This is a genomic window from Rhodococcus sp. ZPP, from assembly GCF_017656075.1.
Lineage (GTDB): Bacteria > Actinomycetota > Actinomycetes > Mycobacteriales > Mycobacteriaceae > Rhodococcus_F > Rhodococcus_F oxybenzonivorans.
The window spans coordinates 40,730-57,004 of sequence record NZ_CP058639.1; the positions used below are offsets into that span (position 1 = coordinate 40,730).

At 64.9% G+C, this 16,275-nt stretch carries 14 protein-coding genes; 7 read left to right on the forward strand and 7 right to left on the reverse strand.

Going from position 1 to position 16,275, the window contains the following annotated elements; translation table 11 throughout:
- Window positions 1–2 precede the first annotated feature (2 nt).
- The 7 genes from HYG77_RS31490 to HYG77_RS31520 are packed head-to-tail and all read left to right on the forward strand — an operon-like array spanning window position 3 to window position 8,828.
- Complete coding sequence (locus tag HYG77_RS31490) at window positions 3–2,006, forward strand: biotin carboxylase N-terminal domain-containing protein (RefSeq protein ID WP_208963620.1); 2,004 nt, start codon at window positions 3–5, stop codon at window positions 2,004–2,006.
- Window positions 2,007–2,786 carry an enoyl-CoA hydratase-related protein gene (locus tag HYG77_RS31495; protein ID WP_159928967.1) on the forward strand — a complete coding sequence of 260 codons (780 nt, stop codon included), beginning with the start codon at window positions 2,007–2,009 and terminating at the stop codon, window positions 2,784–2,786.
- Window positions 2,786–3,607: a TIGR03084 family metal-binding protein gene (locus tag HYG77_RS31500; RefSeq protein WP_208963621.1), complete on the forward strand. Its 822-nt coding sequence runs from the start codon at window positions 2,786–2,788 to the stop codon at window positions 3,605–3,607. The genes HYG77_RS31495 and HYG77_RS31500 overlap by 1 nt, the downstream gene beginning before the upstream one ends.
- Window positions 3,604–5,391: an acyclic terpene utilization AtuA family protein gene (locus HYG77_RS31505; protein ID WP_208963622.1), complete on the forward strand. Its 1,788-nt coding sequence runs from the start codon at window positions 3,604–3,606 to the stop codon at window positions 5,389–5,391. The genes HYG77_RS31500 and HYG77_RS31505 overlap by 4 nt, the downstream gene beginning before the upstream one ends.
- 42 nt (window positions 5,392–5,433) lie before the next feature.
- On the forward strand, window positions 5,434–6,588 hold the full coding sequence (locus HYG77_RS31510; protein WP_005563695.1) for an acyl-CoA dehydrogenase family protein: 1,155 nt from the start codon (window positions 5,434–5,436) through the stop codon (window positions 6,586–6,588).
- Between the two features lie 28 nt (window positions 6,589–6,616).
- Window positions 6,617–8,200: an AMP-binding protein gene (locus HYG77_RS31515; protein ID WP_208963623.1), complete on the forward strand. Its 1,584-nt coding sequence runs from the start codon at window positions 6,617–6,619 to the stop codon at window positions 8,198–8,200.
- A 25-nt stretch (window positions 8,201–8,225) separates the two neighbouring features.
- A complete protein-coding gene (locus HYG77_RS31520; protein ID WP_159929166.1) occupies window positions 8,226–8,828 on the forward strand; it encodes a TetR/AcrR family transcriptional regulator in 603 nt (200 codons plus the stop codon).
- 209 nt (window positions 8,829–9,037) lie between these two features.
- On the opposite strand, the gene HYG77_RS31525 is transcribed toward HYG77_RS31520, so the two are convergent.
- The 7 genes from HYG77_RS31525 to HYG77_RS31555 form a co-directional block, all read right to left on the reverse strand.
- Window positions 9,038–9,220, reverse strand: coding sequence for a hypothetical protein (locus HYG77_RS31525; RefSeq protein ID WP_208963624.1), 183 nt, complete (start codon window positions 9,218–9,220; stop codon window positions 9,038–9,040).
- 158 nt (window positions 9,221–9,378) lie between these two features.
- Window positions 9,379–10,878, reverse strand: coding sequence for an aldehyde dehydrogenase family protein (locus HYG77_RS31530; protein ID WP_208963625.1), 1,500 nt, complete (start codon window positions 10,876–10,878; stop codon window positions 9,379–9,381).
- A 62-nt stretch (window positions 10,879–10,940) separates the two neighbouring features.
- Window positions 10,941–12,515, reverse strand: coding sequence for an AMP-binding protein (locus HYG77_RS31535; RefSeq protein WP_169693097.1), 1,575 nt, complete (start codon window positions 12,513–12,515; stop codon window positions 10,941–10,943).
- 2 nt (window positions 12,516–12,517) lie between these two features.
- Window positions 12,518–13,021: a ketosteroid isomerase-related protein gene (locus HYG77_RS31540; protein WP_159928953.1), complete on the reverse strand. Its 504-nt coding sequence runs from the start codon at window positions 13,019–13,021 to the stop codon at window positions 12,518–12,520.
- A 33-nt stretch (window positions 13,022–13,054) separates the two neighbouring features.
- On the reverse strand, window positions 13,055–13,507 hold the full coding sequence (locus tag HYG77_RS31545) for a ketosteroid isomerase-related protein (protein ID WP_005563703.1): 453 nt from the start codon (window positions 13,505–13,507) through the stop codon (window positions 13,055–13,057).
- 347 nt (window positions 13,508–13,854) lie between these two features.
- Window positions 13,855–15,051 carry a helix-turn-helix transcriptional regulator gene (locus HYG77_RS31550; RefSeq protein WP_208963626.1) on the reverse strand — a complete coding sequence of 399 codons (1,197 nt, stop codon included), beginning with the start codon at window positions 15,049–15,051 and terminating at the stop codon, window positions 13,855–13,857.
- Window positions 15,048–16,145: a LuxR C-terminal-related transcriptional regulator gene (locus tag HYG77_RS31555; RefSeq protein ID WP_208963627.1), complete on the reverse strand. Its 1,098-nt coding sequence runs from the start codon at window positions 16,143–16,145 to the stop codon at window positions 15,048–15,050. Before HYG77_RS31555 ends, HYG77_RS31550 begins: the two co-directional genes overlap by 4 nt.
- Window positions 16,146–16,275 lie beyond the last annotated feature (130 nt).

Genomic DNA, 16,275 nt, shown 5'->3' on the forward strand with positions numbered 1-16,275 from the left:
CAGTGTCAACGATCACCAAGCTGCTGATCGCCAACCGAGGCGAAATCGCGTCGCGCATCATCAGGACGGCGCGCGAAATGGACATCTCGACGGTGGCGCTCTATTCCGACGCCGATCGCGATTCTCCGTACGTGCTTGAGGCCGACGAGTCCATCCACCTTCCCGGCACCACCCCCACCGACACCTACCTTCGGGTCGATCTGGTTGTCGCGGCCGCACACCGTACCGGCGCGGACGCCATCCACCCCGGCTACGGGTTCCTCTCGGAGAACGAGGACTTCGCACGACGATGCAAGGACGAGGGCATCATCTTTGTCGGTCCCTCGCCCGAGGCGATCGCGGCGATGGGATCGAAGATCGAGGCCAAGCGCATCATGGCGGATGCGGGGGTCCCGGTGCTGCCGGGGATGGTGATCGAGAGCGAATCCGACGAAGATCCGGAGCGGCTGCGGTCGGCTACAGACGACATCGGGTTGCCGGTCCTGGTCAAGGCAGCGTTCGGCGGCGGCGGCCGCGGGATGCGGATCGTCAACGACCGCGACGAGATCGTCGAAGCAGTCCGCAGCGCCCGCCGCGAGGCACAGTCGGCGTTCGGCAACGGCACCGTCTTCCTGGAGAAGTTCGTTCAGTCGCCACGGCACATCGAGGTGCAGATCTTCGGTGACAGCTTCGGCAACGTCGTTCATCTGGGCGAACGAGAGTGCTCCATCCAGCGTCGCTACCAGAAGATTGTCGAGGAATCCCCTTCGACGGCAGTCGACCGGGAGTTGCGCGAAGAACTCGGCGCCGCCGCGGTCTCGGCGGGTAAGGCGCTCAATTACGAGGGTGCCGGCACCGTCGAATTCGTGATGGCACCCGACGGCGCCTTCTATTTCCTCGAGGTCAACACCCGACTTCAGGTGGAGCACCCGGTCACCGAGCTCGTCACCGGAACAGACCTGGTGCGAGGACAGCTCCTCGTTGCCGCCGGCCAGAAGCTGCCCCCCGAGATCGAATCACCGGAGTTCAACGGACACGCTGTCGAGGTTCGTCTCTACGCCGAGGACGTGCCGGCCGGATTCGTGCCGGTATCCGGGAAGCTGACCACCTTCGAGATCGCCGACCTCCCCGGCATCCGCGTCGACGCGGGATTTGCATCGGGGTCCACCGTCAGTACCTTCTACGATCCGATGCTGGCGAAGGTGATCGGATTCGGCCGTACCCGGGAAGAGGCCTGTGACCGGGTGGCTCGGGCACTGGACGAATCACTCATCCACGGCGTGACCACCAACCGCGATCTGCTGATCGGAATTCTCCGAGAACCCGAGTTCCGCAACGGGCAGACCGACACCGGCTACCTCGACCGGCACTCGGTCGCCGATCTGACCGCCGGCCGCGTCAACGACGACGCCACCACCGCGACTCACGCGCTCGTCGCCGCGGTCGCCGTTCAGTCCGAGCGCCGAGCAACGACGGCGACGCTGCCGGGACTTCCCTCCGGCTTCCGCACTGTCCGCAGTGCACCCCAGGCAGTGCTGTTCCGCCACGGCGACAACGAGATCGAGGCCACATACGAGTTTCTCCGCGACCGGGTCAACGCGGCCGTCGACGGCCGCGACATCGACGGCATCGAGCTCATCGAGACCTCCCCTACCCTGGTCGATGCGGTCATCGAGGGTGTGCGCCGCCGCTATTCGATCGTCCGTGACGGTGCCGCGCATTTCGTCAACAGCGCCCTGGGTGCCACCGAATTGCACGAGGTGGAACGATTCCCCGACCCGAGCGATGTGCAGGAATCCGGTTCCCTGCTCGCGCCGATGCCCGGCTCGGTCGTGCGGATCGAGGTCTCCGAGGGAGACGAAATCACAGCCGGCGCCGCCGTCGTCGTGCTCGAGGCCATGAAGATGGAGCACACGGTCAAGGCCCCCATCGATGGAGTGGTGACGAAGATTCCCGTCACCGTCGGCCAGCAGGTCGACTCCGGAACTGTGCTCGCCGTGGTGCACGACGGGCAGGAGGACGCATAGATGACACACGACACCTCCACCGCGGCGGTCACCTACGAGGTGCGCAATTCCGTCGCATGGCTCACGATCAACCGGCCCGATGCCCGCAACAGCCTCAACCGCGCGGTGCGGGAGGGCCTGTTCGCCGGCGTCCGGCGCTTCAACGACGACGAGTCCGCGAAGGTGCTCGTTCTCACCGGCAGTGGCGACAAGGCGTTCTGCGCAGGCGGTGATCTCAAGGAAATGAGTCAGGAACAACTCACCGTCCCGCCCGTGGACTTCGTTCCCCAGTTCGGCCGCAACATCGAAGTCGACAAGCCGACCATCGCGGCCGTCAACGGTGCCGCCTTCGCCGGTGGCTTCCTGCTGGCACAAACCTGCGACCTCTGTATCGCCTCGAGTACGGCGACCTTCGCCATTTCCGAGGTGAAGATCGGCCGCGGCTCACCCTGGGCGGCTCCGCTGCCATTGATGGTCCCGCCGCGGATTGCCATGGAAATCGTGCTCACCGGCGCGGCCCTGACCGCCCAGCGTGCCTACGAGATCGGCTTCGTCAACCAGGTCGTCGAGCCCGACGAATTGACCGAAGCCACACAAAGGTTCGCCGAGTTGATCGCTGCCAATGCGCCGCTGTCGGTGAGTGCCGGCAAGAAGACCGCCAGACTGACCGCCGAGCATCCCCTGTCCGGGGCGTTCGAGATGGCCGAAAAGATCTGGGAACCCGTGTACCTCAGCGACGATGCCCAAGAGGGAATGCTCGCCTTCAGCGAGAAGCGGCGCCCGCACTGGAAGGGGCACTGATGGCACTGGACTATGCGGGGCTCCTCGACGACGTCGACGTCGAAACCGTGCGCCTGATCCTCGTTCTTCGCGATCTCACCCCGGATCAATGGGAGATCGACACCCCAGCCGACGGCTGGGGTGTGCGCGATCAGGTCTCACATCTGGCCTTCTTCGACGACGCTGCGAGAACCGCGATCGAGGATCCGGACCGGTTCCGGGAAGAATCCGCTGCCCTGATCGCCGGTGGCATGGATTTTCCGGACCGGATCGCTCGTGACCTACGGACGATGTCCCACCGAGACCTGGAAGAGTGGTTCGTCCACTCTCGAAGCGAGTTGCTCAAGACGCTGCGACGGACCGACCCCAAGGCACGGATGCCCTGGTACGGACCCGACATGAGTGTCGCCTCGTCGGCCACCGCACGGTTGATGGAAACGTGGGCGCACGGCCGGGATATCTACGATGCCCTCGGCCTACGACACCAGGCCAGTCCGGGTCTGCGCAGCATCGCGCACCTGGGGGTGAGTACCTTCGCCTTCGCCCATCAGCTCAATGGGCTGCCCGTGCCCGACCACCCTGTCCGAGTGGTCTTGCAGGCCCCGCACCCCGACGCCAATGCGTGGACGTGGGGATCCGCTGACGCCGAGAACTCCGTCGTAGGTCCGGCCGAGGACTTCGTCCTCGTCGTCACTCAACGGCGCAACGTGGCCGACACCCGCCTCGTCGTCACCGGCCCCGTCGCCCGAACCTGGATGGGCATAGCCCAGGCCTTCGCCGGTGCCCCCGGCAGCGGCCGGCCCAGCCTCGCCGCCCCGTCAACCACTGGAGGAACCCGATGAGCGAGTCCGACACCCCGCGCCGGCCGATCCGTATCGGCAACGCATCGGGGTTCTACGGCGACCGGCTCTCCGCCTTCCGCGACATGGTCGACGGCAGCCCGGTCGACGTGATCACCGGCGACTACCTGGCCGAACTGACCATGCTCATCCTCTGGAAGGCCCGCAAGAAGGACCCCACCACCGGCTACGCGAAAACCTTCCTCACCCAGGCCCGTCAATCACTCGCCGACTGCGCCGCCAAGGGAATCAAGATCGTCGTGAACGCCGGAGGTCTCAATCCCGCCGGTCTCGCCGACGAGGTCCGCACACTCATCGCCGACCAGGGGCTCGACCTGACCGTCGCGCATCTCGAGGGCGACGACATCCGGCCCCGGCTCAAATCACTCCAAGCCGAAGGACACGAGTTCCGCCACCTCGACAAAGGCAGCACGTTGGCGGAGGCCGGTGTGAGCCCCGTGTCGGCGAACGCCTACCTCGGTGGCTGGGGTATCGCCGCAGCATTGAGGAAGGGTGCCGACGTGGTGATCTGCCCACGCGTCACCGACGCAGCGCTCGTCGTCGGCACCAGCGCCTGGTGGCACGCCTGGGCGCGCACCGACTTCGACGCCCTTGCCGGGGCGGTGGCCGCCGGACACATCATCGAGTGCGGCCCGCAAGCGACCGGCGGCAACTATTCCCAAATTCGGGAAGTGCACGATCGCCGTTACCCCGGCTCCCCGATCGCCGAAATCGCGCACGACGGCAGCTTTGTCATCACCAAGGACCCCGGAACCGGAGGCCTGGTGTCCGTGGGAACCGTCACGGCCCAGTTGTTGTACGAGATCGACGGCCCGCTCTACCTGAACCCGGACGTGGCCGCGCATTTCGAGACGATCGAGATCACCCAAGAGGGTCCCGACCGGGTCCGGGTGGCCGGAACCACGGGCAGCCCCCCGCCGCCCGACCTGAAGGTCGCGATGAACTACATCGGCGGCTTCCGCAACACGATGACCCTGGTTCTCACCGGACTCGACATCGAAGAAAAGGCCGCCTGGGCGGTCGACGAGCTGTTCGAGATACTCGGTGGGAAAGAAAAGTTCGACGACGTCGACGTCCAACTGCTCCGCTACGACATTCCCGACCCGCCCACCGCCGCCCAATCGACAGCGCACCTGCGGGTGACCGTCAAGGACGCCGATCGCGCCAAGGTCGACCGCGCCTTCTCCAACGCGGTCACCGAGATCGCCGTCGCCGGCTATGCGGGTTTCCACACCACCACCCCGCCGTCTTCGGCATCGGAATTCGGTGTCTACTGGCCCACGCTCATCCCGGCACGCGAAATCGAACATGTGGTCTTCCACGCCGACGGCACCACGGAACTCATCGACCACTGCCCGCGAACCCAGACACCGGCACCGGCACTGACGCCGGCACCGCACGACGAAGCAGCCGACACGGTACCGACCGCGCGTCTGGCGTTGGGGTCCGTAGTGGCCGCCCGCTCCGGCGACAAGGGCGGCAAGGCGAACGTCGGTGTGTGGACCGACACCCCGGAACGGTGGGACTGGCTGCGCCGGCACCTGACCGTCGACAAGTTCATCGAGCTGGTTCCCGAGGCGGTGTCCCTGCCCGTGCACCGCTACGAGCTCCCGAACCTCCGGGCACTGAACTTCGTCATCGTCGGATTCCTGGGCGACGGAGTGGCGTCCTCGACCCGCACGGACGCGCAAGCCAAGGGTCTCGGTGAGTACCTTCGCGCCCGGCACACCGACATCCCGACGACATTGCTCCCCGAGACCAACTGACGCCACCGGCGGCGACGCCCGCCCCCCACTGGAGGAACCACCATGGACTTCACCGAATCCGACGAGCACGTCGCGATCCGCGAGGCGGTCGCCGCCATCACCACCAAGTTCGGTCCCGACTACTACACCCGCAACGCGTTGGCACATGAACCGACCACGGAACTGTGGAAGGCGCTGGGTCACAGCGGTTTCATCGGGATCAACCTCCCGGAGGAGTACGGCGGGGGCGGCGCCGGGATGACGGAGCTCGCCCTGGTCTGCGAGGAAACCGCCGCGCACGGCTGTCCACTGCTGCTCCTGCTCGTCTCCAGCGCCATCTCCGGGGAATTGATTGCCAAGTACGGCAGCGACGACCAGCGTCAACGATGGCTCCCGGGCATGGCGTCGGGCGAGACCAAGGTGGTCTTCGCGATCACCGAGCCCGACGCGGGTTCGAACACGCACCAACTGTCCACGCACGCCGTTCGCGACGGCGACGACTACCTTCTGAATGGCACGAAATACTACATCTCGGGTGTCGATGAGGCGGAGGCGCTCGTGGTCGTCGCCCGTACCGGACACGACGAGTTGACCGGCCGGGCACAACTGTCATTGTTCCTGATCCCCACCGATGCCCCGGGGTTGGTCAAACACGCGCTCCCGGTCGGGGTCGCCCTCCCCGAAAAGCAGTTCACCCTGCACTTCGACAACGTACGGGTTCCGGCCGACAGCCTGCTGGGAGTCGAGCACCAGGGCTTCTCCCAGGTCTTCGACGGACTCAACCCCGAGCGAATCACCGGCGCCGCAATCTGTGTCGGAGTCGGCCGGTTCACCCTGGCCCGCGCGGCCGAGTACGCGCGAACACGCACGGTCTGGGGCCAGCCGATCGGCATGCATCAGGGACTGTCCCACCCGCTGGCAAAGGCGCAGATCGAGGTGCAGCTGGCCGCCCTGGCCACTGCGAAGGCCGCATGGTTGTACGAGCACGGTAAACCCGCGGCCGAGGCATCGAACGTGGCGAAGTACGCCGCCGCCGAGGCCGCGGTCGCGGCGGCAGATGCCGCCATCCAGACGCACGGCGGCAACGGACTGAGCAACGACTACGGACTCCTCCCGCAGTGGGGGCTTGCCCGGCTTCTGCGGATCGCCCCGGTGAGCCGCGAGATGATCCTCAACTACGTAGCCCAACACAGCCTGCAACTGCCCCGGTCCTACTGAAAGCGCCTCCCCCGAACTGAGGAACACGATGTCCACCACCGAAATCGGTCGCAACCTGATCCACCGGATCAACGTCGGTGACAGCCTCACCCGGGCGGCCTGGCGCAGACCCGAGGCACTGGCCCTGATCGACGGGGACCGTCGATTCACCTACCGCGAGTTCAACAGCTGGGTCAACCGCGTCTCCCACGGCCTGCACCGCCACGGCCTCCGCAGCGGCGACGCGCTCGCGCTCGCGTCCGGCAATTGCGCGGAGTTCCTCGTCACCTACTACGCCTGCGCGAAACTGGGGCTGGTATGCGTGCCGATCAATCTCGGTTGGGGCACAAGCGAAATCTCCTATGTCCTCGACCATTCGGCGGCCACAGCGGTCGTCGTCGAGACCGAATCCCTGTCGCGAGTCCAAGACGCTCTCGCCGCTCCATTCGGCCTCGTTGACATCTTTCTGATCGACGGCGACGGCACCACAGGGGATCCCACCGTGACCGCCTTCGCGGACCTGTCCAGCGGTTCGCCGGATTCCGAACCTGAGCATGTCATCGCCGACCGCGCCCCGCTGTCATACCTGTACACCAGTGGCACCACCTCCTTCCCGAAAGGAGTGGTGGGAAACCACGCCGCGATCTACCTCGAGTCGATGACCATGGCGCTCGAGGCCCAGTTCCGTGAGGACGACCGGTTCGTCGCAATGATGCCGATGTTTCACACCGCGCAACTCAACACCCACTGCACCGCGGCGATCATGGTCGGGGCCACGATATTCATCGAACGCCGCTTCGACGCTGGCCGCCTGTTGGCCCTGATCGAATCCGAACGAATCACCCAGATCTTCGCCCTCCCGATGATGTACAGCGAAATGCTCGAGCATGCGGACATCGGTGCCCGCGATCTCTCCTCGCTTCGCCGCGCTCTATACGCCATGGCCCCCATGCCGCGGCACCTGATCGAACGCTGCATCGACGTCTTTGCCTGCGACTTCTACCTATTGTTCGGCCAGACGGAGATGAGTCCGACGACCACGCTGTTCCGTCCCGAACACCAGCTGACCCACACCGGCGCTGTCGGAACGCCGGTGATCGGGGTGCAAGCGGCCATCATGGGACAGGACGGCGGACTCCTGCCGGCGGGGGGCGAGGGCGAGATCGTCTACCGAAGCCCGCACACCATGACCGAATACCTGGACAACCCCGAGGCCACCGCCGAGGCCTTCGCCCACGGATGGTTCCATTCCGGCGACATCGGACGATTCGACGACGACGGCATCCTCTGGTTCACCGACCGGTTCAAGGACGTCATCAAGACCGGCGGCGAGAACGTCTCCTCCCTCGAAGTGGAGCGAGCGATCTATCAGGCCGATCCGCTCATCGCGGAGGCCACTGTCGTCGGGCTCCCCCACCACCGATGGAGCGAGGCGATCACCGCGGTCGTGGTGCCGGCCTCGGGGGCAACAGTCGATCCCGCGACACTGATCAGCAAGATCAAACAGTTGATCGATCCGTACAAGACCCCCAAGTCGATCATCGTGGTCGATGCGCTCCCCCGAACCACGACTGGCAAGATCCAGAAGAACGTGGTTCGGGACACGTTTGCCGAGCACTATGAAAGAAGGTGAGACGACGATGGTGGAGAGTAGTGGGATGATCGACGACAGAATCGAGCCGGTACGAACACGGGACCCGGCGCGCCGCTACCGGATCTTGGCCGCCGCGGCTGACCTGGTGGCGCGCAATGGCTTCAATTCCGTGTCGATGGCCGACATCGGTGCCGCGTCCGGGATCACCGGCTCCGCGATCTACCGGCACTTCGACAGCAAGTCCGCCGTCCTCGTCGAACTCTTCGACAGCGCGATAGACCGCCTCCTCGAAGACGCGGAGCGCACCCTCGACAGCGGCATCGAACTCGAGCAGGCACTGCGTGAGCTGGTCGAAGGACAAATCGAATTCGTCGTCGGAAAACGCGAGGTCGCGCAGGTCTACCACAACGAAATCCACAACCTCCCCGAAGACGACCGCCGGCGCCTGCGCCGAAAGCAGCGGCTCTACATCGAGGAGTGGGTACACCTGGTCGACGAGCTACGCTCGGACCTCGACGACGGAGAAGCCCGAGCGGTCGTGCACGCCGCGATCGGGGCAATTCAATCGAGCTTGTTCCACAGTGTCGGGCTACCGATCGACCGCCTCCGGCAGATCCTTGCCGATTCGGCACTCGCCGTCCTCGGAGTGAATTCGACGACGACCTAACACCGCAGCGAGCCCTGCGGCGGGCATGGGGATGACCATGCAGGATTCCTTGCGATCAGACCGCCGCCGCTGCCTCCGACTCGACATCGTCTACCGCCTGCGCTTCGGAACGAAGCGCGCCGCACCGCGGGGACGCAAAAGACCACGATAGCGGCAATCGAACCCGTCGCCACGAGCCAGGTCGACGGGTTCGTCTTGTAGCGCACCAATCACCGGCCCACCCGCCCGACTTTCACTCCGAAGAACGTGGACGGGAAGAGGACGAAGTTGCCGGGCAGTCCGGCCGGGTGACATGCGCTGACGCAGAGCACGGTGGCGCCGACCGCGGACACCACTACCTGTGCTGCCTCGAGAACTCCGATCGAGGGCGGGTTGGCGGAGGCCCGGAACACGTGCGTAGCGCTTCCGCAGTTCACTATCCGGCACAGCAGCAATGCCGCATCCGCTCGGCAGCAGTAATGAGGCGGAACAGATATCGGCCCCTGCACGATTCCGATGGATGAATCGTGCAGGGGCCGTATCTATCAGATCGGGTCGATCACGACATTTATCAGGCCGGGTCGATGACGATCGCGAAGGCACGCGCCTCCGGACCCGGAGAGCGATTCAACGAGATGAACTTCGCCTCGGTGTACTCGTCGAGAGCGTGGGGACCGCCTTCACGGCCCAGACCACTCTGCTTGAATCCACCGAACGGGTAGGCGGGATGAATGACGTGCCAGTCATTGATCCACACCATGCCTGCATCGAGTTCGCGGGCGATCTCGATCGCCTGGTCCTCGTCGCCCCATACCCCGGCGGACAGTCCGTAATCGGTGTCGTTGGCGATCTTGATCGCCTCCTCGACCGAGTCGTAGGTGAGCACGACCAGGACCGGTCCGAACACCTCTTCGCGTGCGATCCTGGCGTCGTTGGTCACACCGACGAAGATTGTCGGTTCGATCCAGTAGCCCTTGTCGAACCCGGGACCGGTGGGAACACCGCCGCCGATCACGGCCTTGGCGCCCTCGGTTTCGGCGATAGCGAAGTAGTCGAGGATCCGCTGGTGCTGGACCTTGGAGATGATCGGCCCGACTCCGGTCGCGGGGTCGAGCGGATCACCGACCTTCAGCGTGCGGGCACGCTCGACCAGACGCGAGATGATCTCGTCGCGGTTGCTCGACGGAATCAGCAGTCGGGTACCGGCTTCACAGGCCTGGCCGTTGTTGGCCAGGGCCGCGAACAGCGCACCGTCGATCGCGGTGTCGAGGTCGGCGCTGTCGAGAATGATGTTCGGTCCCTTGCCACCGAGTTCGAGGGTCACTCGCTTCACGGTGTCGGCCGACTGACGCAGGATGCTCTTGCCGACCGCGGTGGAACCGGTGAAGGCCACCTTGCGGACATCGGGGTGACCGCTGAGGTGCGCGCCGGTGGGTTCGCCGTCGCCGGTCACCACGTTGAGCACGCCGGGCGGCAGGCCAACCGCCTCGAACTCCTTCGCCAGCTCGAGCGCGACCAGGGGGGCGTGCTCGTCAGGCTTGAGGACGACCGTGTTACCCGCTGCGAGGGCCGGGGCAATCTTCCACACGATGACCAGCAGCGGAATGTTCCACGGCACGATCGCCGCAACCACACCCAGCGGCTCGCGCCGGACGAGACCTTCGGCCGGCACCGGCCCGATCTCGGGACCCGCCGTCTCGAACTCGTAGGTGGCGGCCTGGTCAGCCAGATACTGCATCTGAGCGATCGACAACCCGATATGCAGGGCCCCGGTGATCCGGATGGTGGCGCCGTTCTCCCGTGTCTGGAGCGCGGCGAGCTCGTCGATACGGCCGCCGAGGCGCGTGGCGACATCGTTGAGCAGGGCTGCGCGTTGCGCGGGCGGGGTACGCCGCCAGGTGCCCTCTTCATGCGCCGCCTTGGCCGCGGCGACGGCCTGGTCGACCTGCGCCACGCCACCCTTGGCGACGGTAGCGACAAGCTCTTCGGTTGCAGGGCTACGGATTTCGTAGTTCTCGCCGGTATCAACCCATTCGCCGTTGATATAGAGCGAGTAGTGCGGGACGCTCATCGGCGTGCTCCTCTTTCTCTGATGTGACTAGCGACAGCAGTGCTGTGTCGAAGGTTCGATGGTCAGCTGATCTGGCGGTCCCGCCCTTCCCAGAACGGGGCACGGATCGATTTCTTGTCGATCTTTCCGGCCGGATTGACCGGAAGGGTATCGACGAATGCCACCGTTTTGGGAGCATGGACGCTGCCCATCTCCCTTTTGACGTGATCGATCAGTTCCTGCTCGGTTGCCGTGACACCGCTCTTGAGAGCGATGACCGCGTGTACCGCTTCGCCCCACTTCTCGTGGGGGACTCCGATCACTGCTGCCTGCGCAACTGCGGCATGGCCGGCCAGGGCATCCTCAACCTGTCGCGGAAACACGTTGAATCCGCCGGTGACCACCAGGTCCTTCTTGCGGTCGACGATGTAGAGGAACCCGTCCTCGTCGAGGCGACCGATATCGCCGGTGTGCACCCAGCCGTCCCGCAGCGCCTCGGCGTTGCGGGAGACGTCGACGTAGCTGAGCATCTGCCCGAGCTGCCGGGACACGATCTCACCGGGTTCGCCCAGCGGCAACACCTGATCTGTTTCGTCCTGGATCGTCACGTCGACGTGGAACAGGGGCCGACCGGCCGAAGCGAGCCGCTTAATCCACACCTCGCTGTCCACCCGGTGCTCGTTCTTGCGCAGACAGGAGACGTACCCGGGTTCGGTCCCGGCGTAGGCCTGGATGAAGATCGGGCCGAACACATCCAACGCCTGACGCAGCCGGTCGGGTGCGATGGGAGATCCCGCGTAGACCATCGTCCGCAGCGAAGACAGGTCATGCGCTTCGCGGCGCGGATGGTCGAGCAGCAGGTAGATGATGGTGGGAACGACGGCGGTCGCGGTCACCTTCTCCTGCTCGATGGTGCTGAGCAGTTTGTCCACGTCCAACCCGGGCAGCATCACGTTGGTGCCGCCCCGCAGGAATGTCGGCATGACGAAGATCTGCGTGTAGTGCGTCAGTGGCGCACCGTGCGCGAAGACCTCACCCCAGGCGATGTCGCCGATCTCGAGACCCGCGGTGATGCTGTAGTGGCCCCAGGTGAAGTGCGAGTTGACCACACCCTTGGGGTCCCCGGTGCTCCCGGAGGTGAACAGGACGTACGCCTCGTCGTGGACGTCGATCTCCACCTCGGGGCGAACCGTCGGCTGCGAGCGGAAGAGTCCGTCGTAGCCGAACACTTCGCCGATCTCAGGGGGCGCCGAAGCCGGACTGCTCCCGATCCGGATCACCGTCTGCAGCTTCGGCAGGTCACCTCTGATCTCGGCGACGACTGCGTCGAACTGGGCGTGATAGATCAGCGTGGTGGCATCGGTCTGGGAGAGACTCGACCGGAATGCGTTGGCAGCGTTACGCGTAGGCATCTGCACCAGCACTCCGCCGGCAGCCCAGATTCCGTGCTGCGTGGGGATGAATTCCAAGCAGTTCGGCATCAGCAGGCCGACGCGCTCGCCCTTCTGCAGCCCCAGAGAGACGAGTCCGTTCGCTACCTGGTTGCGCCAGTCGAGAAGCTCGCGATAGGTCACCCGACGATCACCATCGACGATCGCGACGTTGTCCTTGTAGTAGGTACATGCCCGATCGAGCACGTCCGGCAACGGCCCCCACATGGTCAGGATCCAACGAGAACGGACGGGTCGAATCCTTCGACCCAGTACTCCGGCGTCACGATCGGGATTCCGAGTTCCTGCAGCACCGGGGTGTCGTTCCAGTACGTGGTTTCGCGGACGATCTGTCCGTCGCTGTCGAGCTGGTGCCAGGTGATTCCGCGGGTGGACAGCGTCTTGCCCTGGGTCGGAACTCCCTTGTAGGTCTCGAGACCGGTGCCCGTCCAGTTCCACAGGATCACCACGGCCGGGTTTCCGGCCACGCCGGCCACCGGGAACGAGTCGGTGATCTCGAAGGAGTGCAGGCCGACACCGTTGGCCGTGTCGGTGTTCGCGTACGGGGCGAGCTTCGGCGCCAGCTCATCTTTGGTGATGGCGGTGTCGGTGACGTGGTCGGAATCGGCGTGGTCGTCGTAGACCAGGTCGTCGGCGTACAGGGCGACCGTCGCCGCGGTGTCGGTGGTCAACGCGGTGATCCAGCGCCGGGCGTGCTCTTCGTGCTTACTCATGGTGCTCGTAGTTTCCTTTCGCAGGGTTCGGTGTCAGACGAGAACAGCGGACTTGGTCACGCTGGACGGGTCGATGGGCTGTCCCAGGTCCGCCGCTGCCGTCGCGATGTCCCACAGGCTCGCTTCCCGGGTGATGAGGCCGGCTTCGTTGTAGATGTGGAACGTCAGTCCCCGCGCTCCGGGCACCTTCCCGTTGGCCGGGACGCCGACGAAAGCGGTCGCCGTGGGCGCCTTCCAGGTCCACCGGTAGATCGCCGACTTCTCGTCTCCGACAACCTCATCGATCCGAAAGTTGTTGATGCCGATGCCGTTTTCGGTGTCCTTGTTGGCGTACGGCCCGAAGACACGGAGGAGCTCGTCCCTGTCGGTGATCTTCTGGCCGAGGATGGGATCCTCGAAGAGGAAGTCGTCGGCGTACAACGCGACGACCGCTTCGGGGCTCTCACGGAAGGCCTTCAGCCACTTGACAGCAAAGGAATGACTCATGAATATCGCTCTCCTCGGTGGTTGTCATGGTCCCCGCGGATACTCGAATATCGATGTGCTCCGCTCACTTCAGGAACACCTTCAAGGTATTGCGTGGGTCACACCGGCGGCGACTTACTTGGGGAGGAAACCCACCCCTCAACAGGGGGATACTCGGAGGACGCGGCGCCGGGCGATTGGGGGCGTCGATCACCGAGCCGGCAGGTCCGGTCCGGAATGCCGACGCGGCGGCGAGGGTCGTCAGTTCCGAACCGGCGTACCCGGGGAACTAAGTTTGGCATCGGAATACGACCGCCGCCCGGCAGAGGGCCGGGCGGCGGGATGCTGATCAGAGGGTGCCGAATCGGTTACGCGATGCGGTTGCCGATCGACCAGGCGATGGCCTGTGAACGGTTGGTCGCACCGAGTTTCCGCAGGATGTGCTTGACATGCGATTTCACCGTCCCCTCGGTGATGACGAGGGACTCGGCGATGTCGTTGTTGGTTGCCCCCGCCGCCATCAATGTGAACACCTCTTGTTCCCGGGAGGTGAATTCGGCGAGAGGGACCAAGCTGGGACGTGAGGCGAATTCCGCCGACGAGTCGACTCCAGCAGGATCGGAGTCGGCCCGGCCGGCCGAGGCCATCCCTGATTCGCATAGCTCGTCCATCGTGGCCACCGTCGAGGAGAGGATTTCCCTGATCTGGTCGCGTTGGCTTCGCAACCGCTCCATCAGTGACGTCCGCTCGTAGATGTAGCCGACCCCCTCGGTGAAGGCCCACAAAACGTCGCGGTCGATCTCGTCGATCCGACTGGGAACCGGGAAGTGGTCGGCATGCAGCAGACCGACAACGTTGTTGTCGAGGACCAGGGCCGACACAACGTACGACCGTGAGCGACCCGACTCGACGATGATCGGCCGGTATACCGGCGCGTTTTCGGTGTCGTAGACGATCGCCGGCCGATGATCGGTCAGCAGCCGCGCCTCAGGTGCCCGCTCATCGAACGGTATCCCGCGATCGATCCAGTCGGTGAACCATGAGTCCGATTCATCGCCCTCGCCCAGGTACGCCTTCCACGGCTTCCACGTTCCCGCCTCGACTCGTGACAACACCACCCGCCGGAATCCGCAACGAACGGCCACGTCCTCACAGAGGCGGTCGAGAAGGTCCGAGGTACTCGGGACCGTCCGCAAGCGGTGGAGTCCCGCCGAACACTCGGCCAGACGCTCGGTCCTGCGGCCCATTTCGTTCAGGTACAGATCCATCGCCAACTGCTGCAGGTCGAGCACTGTCGTGGTCAGTCGCTCCACCTTGGCCGTGTCGGCTCCCGCCGCTCGTCGCAGCTCGTCGATACAGTGGTGCGTCAGGACCGAAATCGCCTCTGCGGAATGGGCGGGACGCTCGTGCCGGATCCAGGGAAGAGTGGTCGAACCGACATCAGCGAAGATCTCGTCCCGGATGGCCTCCAGCCGAGTGATCAGCTCGAAGTCTTTGCGCCGCCATCCCTGCAAGGATCCCCGCGCCGTCTGGTGCTGCGTCGTTGCGATCAATGCCTGTGTCATAGCGTCCGTCCCATCGAGCGTTTCATCTTCCCGTAGCGCGCGATGGCGCTGGCCCTGTTGGTGGCTCCCAGCTTGCGGAAGATGTGTTTCACGTGGGATTTCACCGTGCTCTCGGACACGGTGAGCTGGGCAGCGATCTCCGCGTTCGACGCGCCTTTCGACAACAGTTCCACCACATCGACTTCCCGTGCGGTCAGTTGCCGTTCGGGCCGCCCTGCGACTGGCACCTCCGACGCTCCGCGCTCTGGCCGAGAAGGATCGACAGCTGCCGGAGGCAACATCCCGATGGGGGCGTCGAGGGTCAGCGGGCCACCGTGAACGTCGTCGATCATCGCTTCCGTGGCGCTGAAGACCATACCGAGACGATCACGCTGTTCACGCAGTCGCGCGGTGAGCACCATCCGTTCGTAGATCGGTCCCAGTCCGTCGGCGAAGAGCCGAACGATGTCACGGTCGGCGGACGTCAGCACTCGACCTGAGATATTCGTGTCGGCATGAAGCAGGGCGACGACTGTTCCGTCGACCACTACTGGCGCAACGACATAGCTTGCGGTTCTCGACAACCTGATGAGCGGACGATACGTCCGGGTTTCTGTACCGGCATCGCTTACCAGCATCGGGATCCGGCGCCGTACAACATCGGCTTCGAGCTGCGACGCACTCAAGGGGATCTCGAGGTCGCTCAGATAGTTGCGCAGCGCGGCGGAGATGGCCTCGGAGACCAGGTGCAGGGTGTGCGGAATCCACATCGAACCCTGGATACGAGAGACCAGAACCCGGTCGAATCCTCCTGCGGTACAGAGTTCTTCGGCCGAGCTGCTGAAGAACTGGCCGGGCTCGGCGGCCGCCGAGCGTAGGCGGGCCAGCGAACCGAGCACTCGTTCCAGACCTTGCTGGGGAGTCAGGCAGGCCTGCTCGTAGAGGACGTCCTGCGCTTGGTGTAGCTCTTCGAGAATGGAGGCCAGTGCGCTGGCCTCATCGATCGTGTCACCCATGTTCCGGATCTGGGTTTCCACCCCCGCCATTTCTCGCATCGCGACCGCCATCTCGCTCAGCCGGTGGGCGGGGGAAGGCTGGGCGGCGGAAGTATTCACTGTTCCTCCATATCGAGGTGCGAGGCATCCATTGCCGCCATATCGGCGACGTCCATCCTCGGGATGCTGCGGCACTGCACCTGCCTTCAATTCACCATGTCGTGGCTCGCGATTTACTTACGTCTGCCAT

Bases quoted from the DNA above. Each gene is read 5' to 3' on its own strand.
- HYG77_RS31495 (WP_159928967.1), top strand. From the start codon at position 2,007: ATGACACACGACACCTCCACCGCGGCGGTCACCTACGAGGTGCGCAAT.
- HYG77_RS31500 (WP_208963621.1), top strand. From the start codon at position 2,786: ATGGCACTGGACTATGCGGGGCTCCTCGACGACGTCGACGTCGAAACC.
- HYG77_RS31505 (WP_208963622.1), top strand. From the start codon at position 3,604: ATGAGCGAGTCCGACACCCCGCGCCGGCCGATCCGTATCGGCAACGCA.
- HYG77_RS31510 (WP_005563695.1), top strand. From the start codon at position 5,434: ATGGACTTCACCGAATCCGACGAGCACGTCGCGATCCGCGAGGCGGTC.
- HYG77_RS31515 (WP_208963623.1), top strand. From the start codon at position 6,617: ATGTCCACCACCGAAATCGGTCGCAACCTGATCCACCGGATCAACGTC.
- HYG77_RS31520 (WP_159929166.1), top strand. From the start codon at position 8,226: ATGATCGACGACAGAATCGAGCCGGTACGAACACGGGACCCGGCGCGC.
- HYG77_RS31530 (WP_208963625.1), bottom strand. From the start codon at position 10,878: ATGAGCGTCCCGCACTACTCGCTCTATATCAACGGCGAATGGGTTGAT.
- HYG77_RS31535 (WP_169693097.1), bottom strand. From the start codon at position 12,515: ATGTGGGGGCCGTTGCCGGACGTGCTCGATCGGGCATGTACCTACTAC.
- HYG77_RS31540 (WP_159928953.1), bottom strand. From the start codon at position 13,021: ATGAGTAAGCACGAAGAGCACGCCCGGCGCTGGATCACCGCGTTGACC.
- HYG77_RS31545 (WP_005563703.1), bottom strand. From the start codon at position 13,507: ATGAGTCATTCCTTTGCTGTCAAGTGGCTGAAGGCCTTCCGTGAGAGC.
- HYG77_RS31550 (WP_208963626.1), bottom strand. From the start codon at position 15,051: ATGACACAGGCATTGATCGCAACGACGCAGCACCAGACGGCGCGGGGA.